Source organism: Demequina sp. B12, from assembly GCF_028823635.1.
In the GTDB taxonomy this organism is placed as follows: Bacteria; Actinomycetota; Actinomycetes; order Actinomycetales; family Demequinaceae; genus Demequina.
In genome coordinates this window covers 314,302-330,769 of the sequence record NZ_JAPEHU010000003.1, presented here as the reverse complement: position 1 = coordinate 330,769, position 16,468 = coordinate 314,302, and the positions used below count along the sequence as shown (strand labels likewise).

18 protein-coding genes and 3 tRNA genes are annotated in these 16,468 nt (G+C 65.7%); 11 read left to right on the top strand and 10 right to left on the bottom strand.

The window, feature by feature from the left end:
• Positions 1 to 17: 17 nt before the first annotated feature.
• From ON058_RS09055 to rdgB, 7 genes are read left to right on the top strand one after another with little or no spacing between them, the layout of a single operon-like run.
• Complete coding sequence (locus ON058_RS09055; protein WP_274668718.1) at positions 18 to 296, top strand: DUF3039 domain-containing protein; 279 nt, start codon at positions 18 to 20, stop codon at positions 294 to 296.
• Between the two features lie 54 nt (positions 297 to 350).
• A complete protein-coding gene (gene clpS, locus ON058_RS09050) occupies positions 351 to 638 on the top strand; it encodes an ATP-dependent Clp protease adapter ClpS (RefSeq protein ID WP_274668717.1) in 288 nt (95 codons plus the stop codon).
• Complete coding sequence (locus ON058_RS09045; protein WP_274668716.1) at positions 635 to 1,324, top strand: DUF2017 family protein; 690 nt, start codon at positions 635 to 637, stop codon at positions 1,322 to 1,324. The genes clpS and ON058_RS09045 overlap by 4 nt, the downstream gene beginning before the upstream one ends.
• A complete protein-coding gene (gene murI / locus ON058_RS09040; protein ID WP_274668715.1) occupies positions 1,317 to 2,120 on the top strand; it encodes a glutamate racemase in 804 nt (267 codons plus the stop codon). Before ON058_RS09045 ends, murI begins: the two co-directional genes overlap by 8 nt.
• Complete coding sequence (locus tag ON058_RS09035) at positions 2,120 to 2,893, top strand: MBL fold metallo-hydrolase (RefSeq protein ID WP_274668714.1); 774 nt, start codon at positions 2,120 to 2,122, stop codon at positions 2,891 to 2,893. Before murI ends, ON058_RS09035 begins: the two co-directional genes overlap by 1 nt.
• 26 nt (positions 2,894 to 2,919) lie before the next feature.
• On the top strand, positions 2,920 to 3,672 hold the full coding sequence (rph, locus tag ON058_RS09030; RefSeq protein WP_274668713.1) for a ribonuclease PH: 753 nt from the start codon (positions 2,920 to 2,922) through the stop codon (positions 3,670 to 3,672).
• Complete coding sequence (gene rdgB, locus ON058_RS09025; RefSeq protein WP_274668712.1) at positions 3,672 to 4,280, top strand: RdgB/HAM1 family non-canonical purine NTP pyrophosphatase; 609 nt, start codon at positions 3,672 to 3,674, stop codon at positions 4,278 to 4,280. Before rph ends, rdgB begins: the two co-directional genes overlap by 1 nt.
• Before the next feature lie 46 nt (positions 4,281 to 4,326).
• Here the strand turns inward: rdgB and ON058_RS09020 are convergent, their stop codons facing one another.
• The gene (locus ON058_RS09020) at positions 4,327 to 4,869 is read right to left on the bottom strand and encodes an NUDIX hydrolase family protein (protein WP_274668711.1); all 543 of its coding nucleotides are present in this window, start codon (positions 4,867 to 4,869) and stop codon (positions 4,327 to 4,329) included.
• Positions 4,870 to 5,005: 136 nt separating this feature from the next.
• Here ON058_RS09020 and trxA point away from each other — a divergent pair, with 136 nt between their 5' ends.
• Complete coding sequence (gene trxA / locus ON058_RS09015; protein WP_274668710.1) at positions 5,006 to 5,368, top strand: thioredoxin; 363 nt, start codon at positions 5,006 to 5,008, stop codon at positions 5,366 to 5,368.
• Positions 5,369 to 5,514: 146 nt separating this feature from the next.
• On the opposite strand, the gene ON058_RS09010 is transcribed toward trxA, so the two are convergent.
• Positions 5,515 to 5,596: transfer RNA gene (locus ON058_RS09010), tRNA-Leu, on the bottom strand.
• Between the two features lie 63 nt (positions 5,597 to 5,659).
• Positions 5,660 to 6,127 carry a thioredoxin-dependent thiol peroxidase gene (gene bcp / locus ON058_RS09005; protein WP_274668709.1) on the bottom strand — a complete coding sequence of 156 codons (468 nt, stop codon included), beginning with the start codon at positions 6,125 to 6,127 and terminating at the stop codon, positions 5,660 to 5,662.
• A gap of 104 nt (positions 6,128 to 6,231) precedes the next feature.
• Between bcp and ON058_RS09000 the strand changes: the two genes are divergently transcribed.
• On the top strand, positions 6,232 to 10,077 hold the full coding sequence (locus ON058_RS09000) for an SCO7613 C-terminal domain-containing membrane protein (protein ID WP_274668708.1): 3,846 nt from the start codon (positions 6,232 to 6,234) through the stop codon (positions 10,075 to 10,077).
• Between the two features lie 78 nt (positions 10,078 to 10,155).
• A tRNA-Lys gene (locus tag ON058_RS08995) sits at positions 10,156 to 10,231 on the top strand.
• 59 nt (positions 10,232 to 10,290) lie between these two features.
• Here ON058_RS08995 and ON058_RS08990 read toward each other — a convergent pair.
• The 4 genes from ON058_RS08990 to ON058_RS08975 all read right to left on the bottom strand — a co-directional run bounded on the left by ON058_RS08990 (position 10,291) and on the right by ON058_RS08975 (position 13,665).
• Positions 10,291 to 11,055: a phosphotransferase enzyme family protein gene (locus tag ON058_RS08990; protein ID WP_274668707.1), complete on the bottom strand. Its 765-nt coding sequence runs from the start codon at positions 11,053 to 11,055 to the stop codon at positions 10,291 to 10,293.
• A gap of 95 nt (positions 11,056 to 11,150) precedes the next feature.
• Positions 11,151 to 12,170 carry a glycine betaine ABC transporter substrate-binding protein gene (locus ON058_RS08985; protein ID WP_274668706.1) on the bottom strand — a complete coding sequence of 340 codons (1,020 nt, stop codon included), beginning with the start codon at positions 12,168 to 12,170 and terminating at the stop codon, positions 11,151 to 11,153.
• 110 nt (positions 12,171 to 12,280) lie between these two features.
• Positions 12,281 to 13,006: an ABC transporter permease gene (locus ON058_RS08980; RefSeq protein WP_274668705.1), complete on the bottom strand. Its 726-nt coding sequence runs from the start codon at positions 13,004 to 13,006 to the stop codon at positions 12,281 to 12,283.
• Positions 13,003 to 13,665, bottom strand: a complete 663-nt coding sequence (locus ON058_RS08975) for an ABC transporter permease (protein ID WP_274668704.1) — start codon at positions 13,663 to 13,665, stop codon at positions 13,003 to 13,005. Before ON058_RS08975 ends, ON058_RS08980 begins: the two co-directional genes overlap by 4 nt.
• Before the next feature lie 60 nt (positions 13,666 to 13,725).
• Here ON058_RS08975 and ON058_RS08970 point away from each other — a divergent pair, with 60 nt between their 5' ends.
• Positions 13,726 to 14,466 (top strand): ATP-binding cassette domain-containing protein, encoded by a 741-nt coding sequence (locus ON058_RS08970; protein WP_342453033.1) that lies wholly within the window; start codon positions 13,726 to 13,728, stop codon positions 14,464 to 14,466.
• A 12-nt stretch (positions 14,467 to 14,478) separates the two neighbouring features.
• Here the strand turns inward: ON058_RS08970 and ON058_RS08965 are convergent, their stop codons facing one another.
• The 3 genes from ON058_RS08965 to orn all read right to left on the bottom strand — a co-directional run bounded on the left by ON058_RS08965 (position 14,479) and on the right by orn (position 16,305).
• Positions 14,479 to 15,354, bottom strand: coding sequence for a DUF4126 domain-containing protein (locus ON058_RS08965; protein ID WP_274668703.1), 876 nt, complete (start codon positions 15,352 to 15,354; stop codon positions 14,479 to 14,481).
• 172 nt (positions 15,355 to 15,526) lie between these two features.
• Positions 15,527 to 15,599: transfer RNA gene (locus ON058_RS08960), tRNA-His, on the bottom strand.
• An 82-nt stretch (positions 15,600 to 15,681) separates the two neighbouring features.
• Positions 15,682 to 16,305, bottom strand: a complete 624-nt coding sequence (orn, locus tag ON058_RS08955) for an oligoribonuclease (protein WP_274668702.1) — start codon at positions 16,303 to 16,305, stop codon at positions 15,682 to 15,684.
• Positions 16,306 to 16,468: the final 163 nt, after the last annotated feature.

The following is a 16,468-nucleotide window of genomic DNA, read 5'->3' as shown; positions in this document are numbered from 1 at the left end:
CGCGTAGACTGTCCAGTATGAGTGAGCCCGTTGCACCGCAGTCCGAGACCCAGCCGCAGGGCGGCACCGCCACGATCGAGCGGGTCGAGCAGCAGGAGCTCGTCGAGCCCGGCGATGCTGAACGCTTCTCTCACTATGTGAAGAAGGACAAGATCATGGAGTCGGCACTGTCCGGCGACCCCGTGATTGCGCTGTGCGGCAAGGTGTGGGTGCCCGGTCGTGACCCCAAGCGATTCCCCGTGTGTCCGGAATGCAAGGAAATTCTGGACGCTGCCTTCGGTCCTGAGGGCGACTGATCGTCGCCTGGCGCGCTCCTGAGCGTCGTCGGCGTCAACCCGTAGGCTAGACCTGTGTCGACCCAGGAAGAACGCGAACTCGAGGCCGCTGTCGCGACCCTGGTGGACGATGTGTGGGTGACGATCGTGTGGAACGACCCCGTCAATCTCATGACGTATGTCACCCACGTGTTCCGTACCTACTTTGGGTTCACTCAAGAAGTGGCTGAGGCGCGCATGTGGGAAGTGCACCATGACGGGAAGTCCGTGGTGAGTTCGGGTACGCGAGAGAAAATGGAAGCCGACGTGCAGGCGATGCATTCGTATGGCCTTCATGCCACCATGCAGCGGAGCGACGCGTGAGAGCGTTCGTCGTTGATGGCGAGGCGGCTGTCGCTCGACTCGATGGTGAGGAACGCGATGTAGTGGCGACGTTGATTGCCGATGTCGCCGTGCTGTTGGGGGCGGAGCACTTCAGCGAATCGAACGACGGTGACACTTCCGCCCAGGGGACTGGCCCACCGTCTGACGAGGACATGATCAGGGAGTCGCTCGCCGGAATCGCGGACAGCGTCGAGACTCCCCACGACCCCGCCGTGCTGGCATTGCTGCCGCATGCCTCCAAAGACGATGACGCCCTCGCCCAAGAGTTTCGCCGGCTCACCGAGCACGACATGCGCAACCTCAAGGTCGCTCGTCTGAAGCGCATGTGGGAAGCGCTAAGCGCGGAAGAGTCCGAATGGCGCGTCTCGCTCGACGAGGCACTTCCCACTGCTGCGGCGCTCACCGACGTGCGGTTGGTGCTGGCCAGCAGACTTGGCGTCAGCACGGAGGACGATGCCGAACTGCTGCGCATGAGCATCGCGACCGCGATCGACTCGGAAGAGGCCCCCACGGATGAGGGAGCTGCCCAGCGCTTGTGGTGGGGAATGGTGTACGAGTCCTTGGGTTGGTTGCAAGAGTCTTTGCTTGATGCGCTGTCGTTCCCGGACCAGGAGCCCGACTCCCACCATGATGGTGATGACACGAAAGGTGGTGACGATGTCTGACGCGCCCATTGGTGTGTTCGACTCCGGTGTAGGAGGTCTGACGGTAGCGCGCGCCATCATGGACCAGTTGCCGCACGAGTCTTTGCATTACGTGGGGGACACGGCGTACGGGCCGTACGGGCCACTGCCGATCTCCGAGGTGCGCCAGCATGCACTCGACATCATGGACTCCCTGGTAGATGAGGGTGTCAAGATGCTGGTCATCGCATGCAACACGGCCTCCGCAGCCGTGTTGCGGGATGCGCGCGAGCGTTTCTCCCGTGAACGCGGGGTGCCTGTCGTGGAGGTCATTGTGCCGGCGGTACGCCGCGCGGCCTCCTTGACGAAGTCGGGCCGGGTGGGGGTGATCGGTACCTCGGCAACAGTGACATCGGGCGCCTACGACGACGCCTTGGCTGCCGCTCCTGACATCCAGGTGTATTCGCAGGCCTGCCCGCGCTTCGTGGAACTGGTGGAAGCTGGCATCACCTCGGGGCCGGACGTCATTGAGGTAGCCCGCGAGTATCTGGCGCCGCTGCAAGAGGCTCAGGTCGACACCCTCATTTTGGGATGCACGCACTACCCGATGCTCTTGGGTGCGATCGGCTACGTCATGGGTCCGGAGGTCACTCTGGTGGATTCGGCGACGGAGACGGCCATTGACGTGTACCGCGCCCTGACCGCTCACGGGCTCGAACGTGCCCCCGTCGGCGATCCCGTGCATCGGTTCTCCGCCACCGGGGAAACCACCCGGTTCGAGGCCCTTGCTCAACGGTTTCTGGGGCCCGTCGTCACGACTGTGGAACGGCTGAGCTGATGCGGCTCACCGTTGTCGGGTGTTCCGGTTCCGTGCCCGGCCCTGCGTCGCCCGCGTCGTGCTACCTCATTGAGGCCGATGACGTGGACGGGAAAACCTGGCGGGTGGCCCTTGACTTGGGGTCCGGGTCGTTGGGGGCGTTGCAGAAGTACTGCGACCCGCGGGAGTTGGATGCTGTGGCGGTCACCCACCTGCATCCCGACCATTGCTCCGACCTTGCCGACCTGCACGTCTATCTCAAGTACCACCCGGAGGGTCAGTCCACCGTCACCGTCTACGCACCCTTTGGCGCCTCCACGCGCATCAACCAGTTGCGGGGCACCACCGACAACTCTGACGTGCTTCACCCGGTGGTGTGGCAAGCGTCAGGGGAGGCGCGCATCGGTCCGCTGCTCATCACCTGTGAGGCGGTCCGTCACCCGGTTCCTGCATACGCACTGCGCGTGGAAGGCCCGTCGTCTGTGCGCCCCGGCTCCACTGCGGTAGTGACGTACTCCGGTGATACCGACACCTGCGATGGGCTCGAAGTCGCGGCGGCAGGAGCAGACCTGTTCATCTGTGAAGCGACCTACCTCACCACCTATGACGTGGAGCCAGGGGTGCATATGACGGGGCGCGATGCAGGACATACTGCGGAGCAGGCAGGTGTCGGCCGCCTCCTGCTCACCCACGTTCCCCCGTGGACCGACTGCGCCAGCGTGCTCGAAGAAGCGACCGCGACCTTCGCCGGTGATGTGTCTCTCGCACGGCCAGGCCAGCACATCCAGGTGTAGCCGCGCGGGCCATTAGGCTCGTACACATGAGCGACATCACTCGCGCCGATGGGCGCCGTCCCGACCAGCTCCGACCCGTCTCCTTCGAACGAGGGTTCCAGCGCAATGCAGAAGGCTCATGCCTGGTCACCTTTGGTGGCACCCGCGTCCTGTGCTCCGCGTCCTTCACCGAAGGCGTGCCGCGGTGGAAGAAGGGCTCTGGCGAGGGCTGGGTGACGGCCGAGTACGCCATGCTTCCGCGGGCCACCAACACCCGCAACGACCGTGAGTCCGTGCGGGGAAAGATCGGCGGACGCACCATGGAGATCTCCCGCCTGATCGGCCGCTCGCTACGCGCCGTCGTGGACGTCAAAGCACTCGGTGAGAACACCATCGTCCTCGACTGTGACGTGCTGGACGCCGACGGTGGCACCCGCACCGCTGCCATCACCGGCGCCTACGTGGCGCTCGCCGACGCTGTCGCCTACGGCCGCGCCCAGGGGTTCATCAAGCCCGGCGCCTCGCCGCTGACCGGCTCCGTGTCCGCGATCTCCGTGGGCATCATCGATGGCGTCCCCATGCTTGACCTGCCCTACGTAGAAGACGTCCGGGCCGAAACCGACATGAACGTGGTGATGACCGGCACCGGCGGCTTCGTGGAAGTTCAAGGCACCGCCGAGGGTGCGCCGTTCTCCAAGGCCGAGCTCGACGAACTGCTGGCCCTCGCCACCGCAGGCAACGCCGAACTGACCCGCCTGCAAAATGCCGCTCTCGACGCCCCGGAAGGCCCGGTGCGCTAATGGCGCGCCTCGCCATCGCCACCCACAACGCCCACAAGGTAGGCGAGATCTGGGCGATTCTGGCGAAGGAAGTCCCAGGCCTGGACCGTGAGTCCGTGGCGTCAGCCGGGGACCTGGGCGCGCCGTCGCCGGTGGAAGACGGCACCTCCTTCGCTGAGAACGCACTGATCAAAGCGAGTGCCCTCGCGGCATCGTCTGGACTGCCTGCTATTGCCGACGACTCCGGCATCTCCGTGGACGTCATGGGCGGCGCACCCGGTATCTTCAGCGCGCTGTGGTCGGGAAAGCATGGTGCGGATCAGGACAACCTGAACCTGCTCCTCGCACAGATGGCTGACATCCCTGACGAGCACCGGGGCGCCGCGTTTGTGTGCGCCGCCGTACTGGTCATGCCTGACGGCCGGGAAGTCGTGTGCGAAGGGCGTATGCCCGGACGCCTCCTGCGTGAGCCGCGCGGCGACCACGGTTTTGGCTATGACCCCATCTTCGCGGGTGAGGGACAGACCCTGTCGAACGCAGAACTCGACGCTGACACCAAGAACGCACTGTCCCACCGCGGTGCAGCATTCCGTGCGCTAGCGCCACACGTGGCAGAACTGCTCGGGTAGGGCCTCATCCGGCCACGGCATCGATGCGATGCCGTGGCAACGGTGCCTAGGGCAGGACGCCGCAGAACGCGAGCGCCTGGCGCAGCAAGGTGTCCTGCCCACCGGTCATATCCCGCAGCACTTCTTCGCTCGCAGCCTCTTCCGGCGTGATCCACACAATGTCGAGCGCGTTTTGACGCGGCTCGCAGTCGCCATCAACGGGCACCACATACGCCAATGCCACCGCGTGCTGGCGCGAGTCGTGGAACGGCGTCACGCCCGCGGTGGGGAAGTACTCAGCAACCGTAAACGGCGTTGGCGACGCAGGGATTCGCGGCAGCGCCACACCGCCCAGGTCCTTTTCGATGTGCCGGATCAGGGCGTCGCGGATTCGCTCGTGGTAGAGCACACGGCCCGCGATCAACGCGCGGTGAATCGCGTCATCGTCCGCCCGCAACAGCAAACCAATCTCCGCTACCTGGCCCGATGCGTCCAAACGCACCGGAACCACGTTGACGTACAGCAGCGGAAGTTCGCGGCGTACGTGCTGGAGTTCGCGATCGCTCAACCAGCCAGAAGGTTCGGGGGGCAGCTCCGCCATGTCCGTCATGACACCCATTGTCACCCCTCTCATGTGAGTAAGTAGCAACGCGCGCCGAGCTCTGGCAGGGTGGGCGCGGAATACCTGCCCCGCTTGCGTCGTTAGGGGTGACATCCGGGGAAGCAAAAAGGAAGGAATCCCCACCATGGCAACTGTGGATCTGACAACTGAGACTTTTGAAGAGACCGTCACCAAGGACGGCATTGTCCTCGTTGACTTCTGGGCTGAATGGTGCGGACCGTGCAAGCGTTTCTCGCCCGTGTTCGACGCCTCGTCGGAAGCCAACCCTGAGGTGGTGCACGCCAAGGTCGACACTGAGGACCAGCCCGTACTGGGCCAGCAGTTCGGCGTGACTTCCATTCCGACCCTCATGGCATTCCGTGACGGAATCATGGTTTTCCAGCAGGCAGGCGCACTGCCCGCACCGTCGCTGCAGCAGGTTGTTGATGCTGTCGCCGACCTCGACATGGATGAGGTCCGCGCCAAGCTCGCAGAGCAGCAGGGCTAAAACCCAGTCTCACCACAAAGCCCCGGGTACTCGTTGACGGACGAGTACCCGGGGCTTTGTGCTGGGAAAAGACGAGAGGGACATGGGTATCACGTGTCACTGCTCAAGTGATACCCATGTCCCTCTCGGGGCCCAGGGGCCGTACGTGCGCGAGGGGGGACTTGAACCCCCACGTCCTAAGACACTGGAACCTAAATCCAGCGCGTCTGCCAATTTCGCCACTCGCGCGCGGCATCCAGAATACGCGGCGCACCGGGGTGCTGCGACCAGCGGCCGCGTATCTGGGGTGGTTTAGATGCCGAGTTCGCGGCGTACGCGTGCCACGTGGCCGGTGGCCTTGACGTTGTACAGGGCAAGTTCAACCTTGCCGTCGGGGTCGATGACGATGGTGGAGCGGATCGATCCCTGGACAACTTTGCCGTAGTTCTTCTTCTCGCCCCACGCGCCGTAGGTTTCTTGGATCGACTTGTCTTCGTCGGACGCGAGCGTGAAGGTGAGGGATTCCTTGTCGCGGAACTGTGCCAGCTTCTCCGGGGTGTCCTTCGAAACTCCCACCACCTCATACCCTGCGGCCTGCAGCGCGTCCAAGGAGTCACGGAAGTCGCATGCCTCGGTGGTGCAGCCGGGGGTCATGGCGGCGGGGTAGAAGTACAGGATCACGTGCTTGCCACGCTGCTGTGACAGCGTGAAGGTGCCGTTGTCCGTGGTGGCAGTGAAGTCGGGGGCGGTGTCGCCCACTGCAAGACGGTTATCGCTCATGGCTCCACGCTATCGCGTTGTCCACATGGGTCTGATGCGGCCGGGTTGTCGCTGGTAGCGTCGCCGCACAGGGACGCTGCAAGGGCGGCCAGGTAGGGGGAGTCATGGTCATCTGTGCTTTTTGTGGAGCACAACCGGGAGCGGCTCGCTGGTGTGGACATTGCAACGTCGACCGCCACAGCAGTGAGTACGCGGCACTGGAGAACGCCGATGCCGCCATCGCCCAATGCGATGCGCACATCGCGGACGCGCACGCCCGTCGCGAACAGTGGCTGACGTACCGCAGCACCGCCCGCACGGCAGTGGAGGCGGCCATGGCGGTGCCCGCAGCGCCCACAGGGCCGGCGGCACCCGCGGGACCGGCGGCACCCGCAGCGCCCGCTGTGTCTGCGGACGCGGCTCGGGTGTCAGCGCAGGCACCCGCGCCGGCCGGCGATGCCGTGGGCGTCGCCGCTCCGCCATCAGAGCTGACGGTGCTGAGGCGCCTGACACCTCCCGCGCTGTTGGGCATCGGCGGTGCGGCCTTGTTGATCGCCTCCGCGATCGTGTTCGTGGCGGTGAGTTGGGGGACGCTCGGGACCGTCGTACAGGTGGCCACGATCGTCGCCCTGGCGGCCGGAATTGCCGCGCTGGCGGTATGGCTCACCCGCATCGGCCTGCCCATCACGGCAGGAGCGGTAGGGGTGGTCGCGATGGCGTTCCCCGCAGTCGGCGTGGTGGCCATTGAACGTGCAGCCGATGCCTTGGGCGCCTTCACGGGGGCTGTCGCCCTCGTGGTCGCCTGCCTGTGTGCTGCCGTGCTGCGCCGCCTGTCGGTCCCGTGGGTCGCAGAAGTGTCAGCCCTGTCCTTGGGTGTGGCGGGCCTGTGGGCGGTAGCGGCCGCTCGAGCCGAGTTCATCGAAGGCTTCGCGGCTGCGTCCTTCACCGCTGCGGCGGCGGCCCTGGTCATCGGTCCCACTCATGACACGTGGCCAACGCGTTGGACTCGGCGCGTGATCCGCGTGAGCGCGGTGACCATTGCGGCCGTTGGCGTGCTCGCCTCGGTAGCGGTGGTGAGTGACGCGAGCGGCAGCGCCTGGTGGACTGTCGGCGCGGCGGCAGCCCCGTTGCTTGCCTTGGTGGGGCTGGGGCGGCATTGGGCTCGCATGCCATGGATCGCTCTGGGGTTCGTGTTGCCGTTGTGGATCGGGGCTGTGGGGGTGGCCGCTGGGGCGAGCACTGCCGTGATGGCGGTGATGGCTCTGGCCTGTGGCGTGCTCGCGACCGCAGTGATCGCCGCCGTGGCGTCTCCCCAGACCAGCAGCGCACTGATGCAGGGCGCTGTCGTGTGGTACGTCGTTCCGCTCGGGATTGTCGGGTTCGGACTGCTGGACTTCGGGGCCAGTCCCTCCACTGCCGGGCGGGGATTCGATGCTCCCTGGACCGGGGTAGCGCTCCTACTCTTTGCCGCAGGCCTGCGCGTGGTGCTCGCCAAGGTTCCTCGGCGTGTCCGTACTCCCGTGGGTGCTTCCGGAGCGGCGTTGACCGTCCTAGGTGTGGTCCTTGCGTGCGTGTCCGCTGCAGACGTGATGAGGGAGCGTTGGCTCGGGGGAGTGGCCCCCTCTGTTGAGACGATGGTGGCGTGCTTGGCCGCGTTGGTGGCGGCCGGCCTGATGGTGGCCGTGATGGTGGTGTGGCGTCTGCGGGCGGCGCGTTGGACGCTGGGCATCGGAGCCGTGGCGACAGCGACGATCAGCGGAATCGCCGGTGTCTCCACGGTCGTGATGGGTGATGTCGCTGCCGGTGCGCTCGTGGCAGGTGCGGCAGTGGTGGTGCTTGCCTTGGGCATGCGGCTATCCGTGCCGACCGTTGCGGGTTGCCTCGTGTTCCTCAGCTCTGCGACAGCGGCCGCCGTCACCGGATACTGGCTGGACTCCTGGGTTACGGGGCTGACTGTAGGGGGTGTGGTGGGGCTGGTGGCGCTCGCAGTCGCGGCTCCCACCCGGAAGCCCACTTTTGTCAGCGTCGCCAGTGGTGCCACACCGGCCGTCCTTGCTAGTGCATTCGGCGGGTTGGTGCTTGCGGGTGTCGCGGTCGAACGAGTGGTGAGTCCCGACTCGTTCCTCAGCACGTCCGTCGCCGATTGGCCGGCTTCGACGTTTGTGTTCGCCTCGCTTATGGTCGCGACGGCTGGTCTCGTCGAGTTCGTCGTGGGCCGTGCCGCAGCGATCCGTCCGTGGGCCGATGCGCTGCGGCGCCGGGCAGGCTATCCCGTGACTCTTGCCATGGCGGTCGTGCCGCTGGCGGGTGCGATCGCTGTGAGCGTGCCCGTCGATTCCCGGGAGATCGTGCTGGTGGCGGCTGTTGCTCTCAGCATTGCGTCGTGGGCTGCGTTGGCGGTCGCGCGCACCGCGGCGGCCCGGCGCGGAGTGTGGATTGCCGGAACGGTGTTGATCACGGGCTCCGCGGTGCTCGTATTGCGGGACGCCGCGAACGCCAATGCCGCCTGGCCCGTGGCCGCCGCGCTCGTGGTGGTGGCGATGGGGGCCCTGGCCGTGGCAGCGATGTGGGTTTCCCGGGTGACGGTCGGTCCGCTCGCCTTTCTTCTGACAGGGCTGGTGGGCGCCATTGCCTGGGCAGTGGGGGCACCCGTGGAGACCGTGGGTGTCAGCGTCGCGCTCGCCACTGCCTGCCTTTCCTGGGCTCGCCTGGCCGTGACTCCCGCGCTACGGCTTCCACTTTTGTGCGGCCTAGCGCCGGGATACGCCGTGACCGGGGCGGTAGCTGTCGCAGCGGGCGTCGCTGGGCTCGAACGTGTGATCCAGGTGGCCCCTGCCGGGCCAGCCTGGATTGCGGTGGGAGCGCTCGCCGCAGGCCTCACCGTGTGGAGCGTGCCCGTCAGTGCCGGAGTTCGGTCGGCTGTGACCTCGGCATCGGTGTTGCTCGCATCAGTGGCGCTGCCAGTGCCTGCGGCATGGATCGTGGTGCTGGTCACCGCGGCAACGTCACTGGTGGTGCTCACGATGCTGCGCATGGCGCCGGCCGCCGCAGGAGTTTCGCGCGGGGCGTCGTCGTATTCCCGTGCGTGGGGGCTCGCATTGGCCCTGGCGAGTGGCATCTGGGCCTTTGACTCCCTGGTGGCGTGGGCCAGCATTCTGGGGGTGACCGGTTCACTTGCGGTCGCGGTGGCGCTCACGACGGCCCGGCAGGGCAAGGCAGGACTGCTTGCTGCCGGCGCTGTGGTATCGGCGATCGCCGCTGGCTTCGCGGTTGTTGCCGGGGGAGCGCCCTCGGAAGCGGCGTCGGTGCTCGCTGCGACCGTGGCAGCGGCGCTGGTGCTCCCGCCCATCTTCAGACGAGTCGATCCCGGTGCCTCTGCAGCAGTTGCTGTGGTGGCTGGTGTGACTGTTGCAGCACCGGCCTCAGCGGGGAGTCTCTGGGGTGCCGGTGTGACTCTGCTGGTGGCCGCCGCGGCCTGGTGGGCACTGCGTCTGGCTGGCGTGCGGGCCGCGACCTGGTTCGCGCTGAGTGCGCTCGTGGCAGGCGAAGTCGGGATCTTTGCGGATCTGGGAGTCACCGTGGTCGAGGCATACTCGGCCATCCCCGCTGCCATCGCGATCACCATGGGTGTGCTTCATCTGCTCAAGAACCCCAGCACGCCCTCGCTGCACGCGTTGTGGCCCGGCCTTGCGCTTGTCTTGGGGCCGTCGCTTGTGGCGCTCGTCGTTGACCCCGTCCACATGGGCCGGGTGCTGTGGCTGACGTTCGCGGTTGCGGTCTTGGCTGCCGTGGGAGTGGCCATGGCGTGGCGTGCCCCCATCGCCGCCGCGGCGATCACTGCCGTCGGCCTCGCCCTCACTCAAGCCGCTGCCAGCGACGGGCTGGTGCCACGATGGCTCGCTTTCGCTGCAGTGGGAGCGGTCATGATCGCCTTGGCGGCGACCTACGAGAAGGTCAAGAAGTTGAGGTAGTCCCGCGTCCGGCAGTGGATTTTTATGTTCGCCAACTTCCTGCTAAAGTTGTCTCTCGCACCGGACGTACGGTGCTAAGCACCTCTAGCTCAATTGGCAGAGCAACTGACTCTTAATCAGTGGGTTCTGGGTTCAAGTCCCAGGGGGTGTACCACCCCAGAAAGGGCCTCTCTTCGGAGAGGCCCTTTCTGCATGTCAGGGGACTGCTCACAGTCAATGCGACGGCGCAGGCATCGGAATGTTCCCGGCCTCCAGGACCGCGGCATCGGCCCGGTAGAGCGCTGCATGATTGCGCAACTCAGGATTATCCAGCTCCGTCGCCATCTGCTCCGACAAGTTCGCTAGCGCCCGTAGCCGCGCGACGAGCACTGTCACGAGCGCATCGACGCTTTCCTCGCAGCCATAGGCGTCCATCAGTTCGCGCAGACGAGTACGACGCTCACCCACAGTGAATCCGTCCCCGACCTGTTCGCTCGTGAGCGGCACCAAGCGGTACGCCAGGTATGCCACGTCCCACAGACGTGGCCCTGGCGCAGCGAAGTCCCAGTCGATGGCCCCTGTAGGCAGTCCGTCGTTCCACACCAGGTTGTAGGGCGCAAAGTCGTGGTGGCACACCACTTCAGCGGGGGAGCGCGTTGCGGAGCGCCAGGGTCCAGAGAAGTCGGCGCCGGTGGTGGCATCGTGAAGCTGCCGCAACAACTGTGCCGCGCCCTCTAGCGAAGCCCGGGACCACACATAGGCGGGAATCGGCCAGTCGGGGACGGTGCCCTCCACGAACGTCACTGTCTCCCGAGTGCCGTCCGCGCTCATCGCGACCGCTCGTGGGACGCCCGCGACCCCTTGGCGCTCCAGATGTCGCAACAGGCCGTGAACGGCGGGAGTCCACGCTCCTGCCGGTCGCTCCACCGTGGCTCCGTGCCGGGTCACCGTGCCCATGTTGCCGCCTGCGAGAACTTCTGGTGCGTCGTTGAACTCCACCCCAGCATCGTACGGACTCCGCATCATGCTCCGGACATGCGGAAGGCCAGCCACCGAGCAACCGGAGACTGGCCTTCCGCCCGCTTCACAGGCAGTTACTCGGTGGGGGCGAGTGCGCCGTCCGAGGAGAACACCAGGCCCACCGCAATGTCGCCATTGGTGATGGCGTTCTTGGTCAGGGGGCCACCAGCATCCAGCGACAGGAACTGGTTCACCTCAATGCCATAGGTGTCTTCCAGGCCCACCTGGCAGAACGGGCGCTCGGGGCACTCCGGAGGTCCACCCAGGACAATGCCGGAGCAGGACTCGGCGAGGTCGCTCAACGTCGACACTTCATACTCCTGAGCAAACGCCGTGGTGACGGCGAAGGCGTTCTGATCCTGCGCATCGGCCGCCGTGCCGATCGCAATGCCCTGCTCCTGAGCGAGAGGTTCAAGCGCCGCGACGGTCTGTGCGATGTCTCCGGACGCGACCGGTGCGGCATCGGCACCGTTGATCGCCAGGTTGAGGTACTCCGTGAAGGTGGCGGCGTATTCGGGGACGATGTCGATGTCGCCGTTGATCAGCGCCGGCAAGTAGGTTTCGCGGCTGCCGATCTCCCGCACCTCGGTGTCGTAGCCGGCTTCGTCGAGGACGTCGGCGTAGATCTCCGCGAGCGTGATGTTCTCGGAGAAGTTTGCGGCACCGATCGTGAGCGACCCGCCGTCGTCTGATTCAGGAATCGTCAGTCCGGCGTCGGCCACCCATTGCTCGGCAACGTCGCCGGACGTCTGACGGTCGATGTCGACGGCCTTGTTGAGCTCGATCAAGGTGGGGGTGTCGAGTGCGTCCTGCACCAGTGTGAGCACCTCGAGGATGTGGTCGGTCGAGGACTCAGTGTTGAGCGCCGGAATGATGTTGTCGCTGTTTTGCAGCATCTGATCGTCATCAAGGACCACGAGTTGGTCACCGGGGACGGGCAAGCACTCCGCCGCGGCTGCATCGGTAGTCGCGTCAGAGGTGGAGGCGCCTGAGGTGGTGTCGTCGACGGGGTCGGCATCGCCGTCCGACGAACATCCTGCGACTACGAGTGACAGTGCCGCGACTGCGGCCAGAGGGATCGTACGGGTGTGCATCAGTGCTCCTCGTGTGGGGATCGGTCGTGGTGGGCAACCGTGAAGGTGCCCAGGTTGTTCCCGTGTTCTTCTCCAGGCTAGGCGGGCCGGCGTGGATACGCACAGGAAAGCTAGGCGGCGACCGCCTCCCGCAACGGTGCAGGGGTGGCGGCGCGTTGCATGGCAGCCATGACGGCATCGATCACGAGCGACAGGACTGCGACGATGACCGCGCCAGCGAGCACCTGGCCGTAGTTCTGGAGGGCAAGCCCGCTGTTGATGATCACTCCGAGTCCGCCTCCAGCCACCAGCGCGGCAAGTGGCACGGTGGCGACGGTTTGCACGGTGGCGGTGCGGAGGCCGGCGGCAATGAGGGGGATGGCGAGAGGCAACTCGACCTTGAGCGCTACCTGGCGGCGGGTGAAACCTTGACCGAGCGCTGCGTCGCGAATGTCCGGGTCGACACCTGCCATGCCGGTGAACGCGTTCGTCAGGATTGGCGGGAAGGCGAAGATCGCCGCCGCGAGAATCACGGCCTGATTTCCCACCCCAATGGCCGATGCGGCGAAGAGGGTGAGCAGCGCAAGCGTGGGCATGGCGCGGCTGACGTTGGAGAGGATCACTGTTGCGGTGGCGCCCTTGCGGACATGGCCCAGGAAGATGCCGAGCGGGAGAGCGACCATGATGGCGAGGGTCACGGAGGCGAAGGACAACCACAGGTGTTCCAGCCCCAGCGCGAGGATGGAGTCTTGCGAGAACCGCCAGCCGCCATCGAACGTGGGGGAGGTGAGGCCGTTCTGGCCGGTCCAGTTCTCTGCGGTGGTGACGTAGTCCCAGGCGTCGCTCACAATGCTCATGCGGCCCTCCTGCGCGTCCACGGGGTGAGTGCTCGGCCCGCGAGCATCAGCAACACGTCGAAGACCAGTGCGAGCGCTAAACACAGGAGGGTCGCGGTCATGATCTGTGCCCGGTAGTCGGACTGGAGTCCCCGGAACATCAGCTGCCCCAAGCCGCCGTATCCCACCACGACACCCACAGTGACGAGCGCGACGGTGGTGACGGTCGCAATGCGCAGGCCCGCAACGATGGACGGCAACGCCAACGGCAACTCCACCTGAAACAGCATCCGTGCGGGGGTGTAGCCCTGGCCGCGCGCAGCGTCCACGACATCGCGGTCAACGCCCTGCAGGCCAACGACGATGTTGCGGACAAGGACTAGTAGCGCGTAGGCCACGAGTCCGATCAACACGGTGGTGCGTCCGATGCCGGTGAACGGCGCGAGCAGAGCAAACATCGCAAACGAGGGGATCGTGTACAGCACTCCGGTGAGCCCCAGGATGGGTCCTGTCAGCCAGCGCACCCGGCGTGCGACGACCGCCAAGGGAAGAGCGATGGCCGTGGCGATGAGGACGGCTTGCAGCGTCAGCGTGGTGTGGATGAGGAGCTGTTCCGAGACTTCGTCCCAGTTGCGGGAGACGTAATCCCACGAAAACCACGGGTTGGGCACGGAGTCCATCCCTTGACGCTACCGTGCGGCGGCTGTCCAAGGCGAGCCGCGGCGCGCTACCGTGGCCAGATGGATCACGGCGGCATCACGTTCTCTCATGTCCGCAAGGAGTACCCCGACGGGACTGTCGCGGTAGCCGATCTGACCCTGGACGCGGTGCCGGGGGAGATCCTGTGTTTGGTGGGTCCGTCCGGTTGTGGCAAGTCCACCACCTTGCGCATGGTGAACCGTCTGGTGGAGCCCTCTGGGGGCGTGATCACGGTGGACGGCCAGGACATCATGGAGGTGCCGGCCGTTGAGTTGCGCAGGTCTATCGGATACGTGATCCAACACGTGGGTTTGCTTCCCCACAAGACCGTCGCCGCGAATGTCGCGACGGTGCCGTCGCTGATGAAGTGGCCGCAGGCGCAGATCCGGGACCGCGTAGAGGAGCTACTGACGCTCGTGGGCCTGGACCCTGACGTCCACGGAAGCCGCTACCCGCACGAGTTGTCTGGCGGCCAGCGTCAGCGCATCGGCGTGGCGCGTGCTCTGGCGGTGAAGCCGCCAGTGATGTTGATGGATGAGCCCTTTGGGGCCGTGGATCCGCAGGGGCGGCGGCGTTTGCAACAGGAGTTCATGACGCTTCAACGCGACCTGGGCCTCACCGTGGTGATGGTGACGCATGACATGCGTGAAGCGGTGCTCATGGCGGACCGCATTGCCGTGTTGTCCACCGGCGGTGTGCTTGAGCAGTGGGGGACCCCAGAGGAGGTCACCCAAGCGCCAGCCAACGACTTCGTCGCGGACTTCCTGGCTGATTTCGCCTAGGCAGCCAATGCCCTAACGGGCTGAGGGTGCCGAGGGCGGAGTGTGCGTGCTTGGTGCACTCGGGGTGCTGGGGATGCTGCGGGGGCGCGGGATGGATCCGGGCGTTGCGGCGCTCGCGGCCGACCGCGACGAAGCGGAGCCCGATGCGGCGGAACCCCGTGACGTACGGCGGGCGTGACGAGGCGAGACGCTATCGGAGCGGCTCTTGCCCAACAGGCTGGGCTCGCGCCACTTGGAGCGCCACCAGGCGACCATGCCGCCTTCGGCTTCTTCGGCCTCGCGTTCGAGGCGTTCTTGTGCCTGCAGCATTTCGCGGTGGCGACGACGGCGGCGTCCGGTGGTGACGATTCGGTAGACGGTGATGCCCATGAAGATGAACACCACCACGACCAGGATGGGCACAAAGATCGCGACCAGGGACAGCACAACGGCAATGGCGTCCTCTGCGAATGAGGCGAGCGGGGCGCCCGTGCCGCCGGTGGTGGCGTTGACCGCGGGCCGCGAACTCGCCTTGCCGAGGTGCACGGCCAAGGACACGAGCGCGCCGACGATGCCGGCGACCAAGGGGTTTTCCTGCCAGAAGTTCGACTGGTCCACGACCTGTGCGGCTGCCGTCGCTGCGAAGATCACACCGCCAACGACGGGGCGCACCAGGGTCTGGAGCAGGTCGTTGATGTGGTCCACACCGGGGATTTTGTCCAGGATCAACTCGAGTGAGAGCAGCGCGAGCGACACGATGATGACGGGCCATGACTCGAGCCACAGCAGGTGCTCGGGCAGCACGATGAAGTCGGTGAAGCGCGCAAAGAGTCCCACGATGAGCAGGGGAATGAAGGCGTTCAGTCCGGCCGCTGCTGAAAGTCCGGCTCCGGTGAGCGCTGCGAGCATTCGGGTCCTCCGTTATGGCGTGAGCCGTCGGGTGCTGACATTCACAGGCTCTCGGGTCACTCCCGGGAGCCAACTGCATAAGGGTACCCGCGTGCGCCTGAACTAGGGCGAGTTGAAACCCACCTGAGAAACGACGAAGGCCCCGGGGTGTCCCGGGGCCTTCGTGTAGGCGGGTGGCTAACGGGACTTGAACCCGCGACCCTCGCGACCACAACGCGATGCTCTACCACCTGAGCTATAGCCACCATCGGCCCTGCAACCAGGGCCAGCGAAAATCATACCTTGCTTGAGGGCGTGGGTGAAACCACCCGCCCGTCTCAGGCTGATTTAGGCGTTGAGATCTCCACCTTCATGGACCGCTCCGACCTTCTCTGCGGCTGCTTTGGCCTCGTCGGAGTCTGGTCCGGGGAGGTCGACAAGGACGGTTTCGCGGTAGTACCGCAGTTCCGTGATGGAGTCTTGGATGTCGCCGAGTGCGCGGTGTCCACCGGTCTTGGGTGGGGCGTTGAAGAACACTCGTGGGTACCAGCGGCGGACGAGTTCCTTCAGGGAGCTCACGTCGACGACGCGGTAGTGCAGGTGGGACATGAGGTCTGGCATGTCGCGGTCCAAGAAGATGCGGTCCATGCCCACGGTGTTGCCTGCGAGGGGGGCTTTGCCGCTGTAGGGCACGTGCTTCTTCACGTACGCGAGCACCTGGGCTTGGGCGTCTTCCATGGTGGTGCCTGATGCGAGTTCTGGCAGCAGGCCGGAGTCCGTGTGCATCTTGGTGACAAAGTCGTTCATGCCGGCCAGTGCTTCGTCTGACGGTTTGATGACCACCTGGACGCCGTCTCCCAGCACGTTGAGTTCCGCGTCGGTCACCAGGCAGGCGACTTCAACGAGTGCGTCGCGAGTGGCGTCGAGGCCGGTCATTTCGCAGTCAATCCATACAAGGGGCGTCTCAGACATGGCTCCACTTTACGACCTCTTGGGGTGACGCTTGGCGGTCGGGCGGAGCCGGTGCGTGGCGGTGGGCCGATGTGGGGTGTGAGGGCGTGGGGGAGCGTGCGGCCTTGACATGGCGTCTGGCACATGGTTGGTTAGTTGCACAAGTAACTAACCAATGAACCTC

Bases quoted from the DNA above. Each gene is read 5' to 3' on its own strand.
- rdgB (WP_274668712.1), top strand. From the start codon at position 3,672: ATGGCGCGCCTCGCCATCGCCACCCACAACGCCCACAAGGTAGGCGAG.
- rph (WP_274668713.1), top strand. From the start codon at position 2,920: ATGAGCGACATCACTCGCGCCGATGGGCGCCGTCCCGACCAGCTCCGA.
- ON058_RS08965 (WP_274668703.1), bottom strand. From the start codon at position 15,354: ATGCTCGCAGCGCTCACCGGAGCCGGACTTTCAGCAGCGGCCGGACTG.
- ON058_RS09055 (WP_274668718.1), top strand. From the start codon at position 18: ATGAGTGAGCCCGTTGCACCGCAGTCCGAGACCCAGCCGCAGGGCGGC.
- ON058_RS08980 (WP_274668705.1), bottom strand. From the start codon at position 13,006: ATGAGCATTGTGAGCGACGCCTGGGACTACGTCACCACCGCAGAGAAC.
- ON058_RS09035 (WP_274668714.1), top strand. From the start codon at position 2,120: ATGCGGCTCACCGTTGTCGGGTGTTCCGGTTCCGTGCCCGGCCCTGCG.
- orn (WP_274668702.1), bottom strand. From the start codon at position 16,305: ATGTCTGAGACGCCCCTTGTATGGATTGACTGCGAAATGACCGGCCTC.
- murI (WP_274668715.1), top strand. From the start codon at position 1,317: ATGTCTGACGCGCCCATTGGTGTGTTCGACTCCGGTGTAGGAGGTCTG.
- ON058_RS08975 (WP_274668704.1), bottom strand. From the start codon at position 13,665: ATGGACTCCGTGCCCAACCCGTGGTTTTCGTGGGATTACGTCTCCCGC.
- trxA (WP_274668710.1), top strand. From the start codon at position 5,006: ATGGCAACTGTGGATCTGACAACTGAGACTTTTGAAGAGACCGTCACC.
- ON058_RS08985 (WP_274668706.1), bottom strand. From the start codon at position 12,170: ATGCACACCCGTACGATCCCTCTGGCCGCAGTCGCGGCACTGTCACTC.
- bcp (WP_274668709.1), bottom strand. From the start codon at position 6,127: ATGAGCGATAACCGTCTTGCAGTGGGCGACACCGCCCCCGACTTCACT.
- ON058_RS08970 (WP_342453033.1), top strand. From the start codon at position 13,726: ATGGATCACGGCGGCATCACGTTCTCTCATGTCCGCAAGGAGTACCCC.
- ON058_RS09020 (WP_274668711.1), bottom strand. From the start codon at position 4,869: ATGACGGACATGGCGGAGCTGCCCCCCGAACCTTCTGGCTGGTTGAGC.
- ON058_RS09000 (WP_274668708.1), top strand. From the start codon at position 6,232: ATGGTCATCTGTGCTTTTTGTGGAGCACAACCGGGAGCGGCTCGCTGG.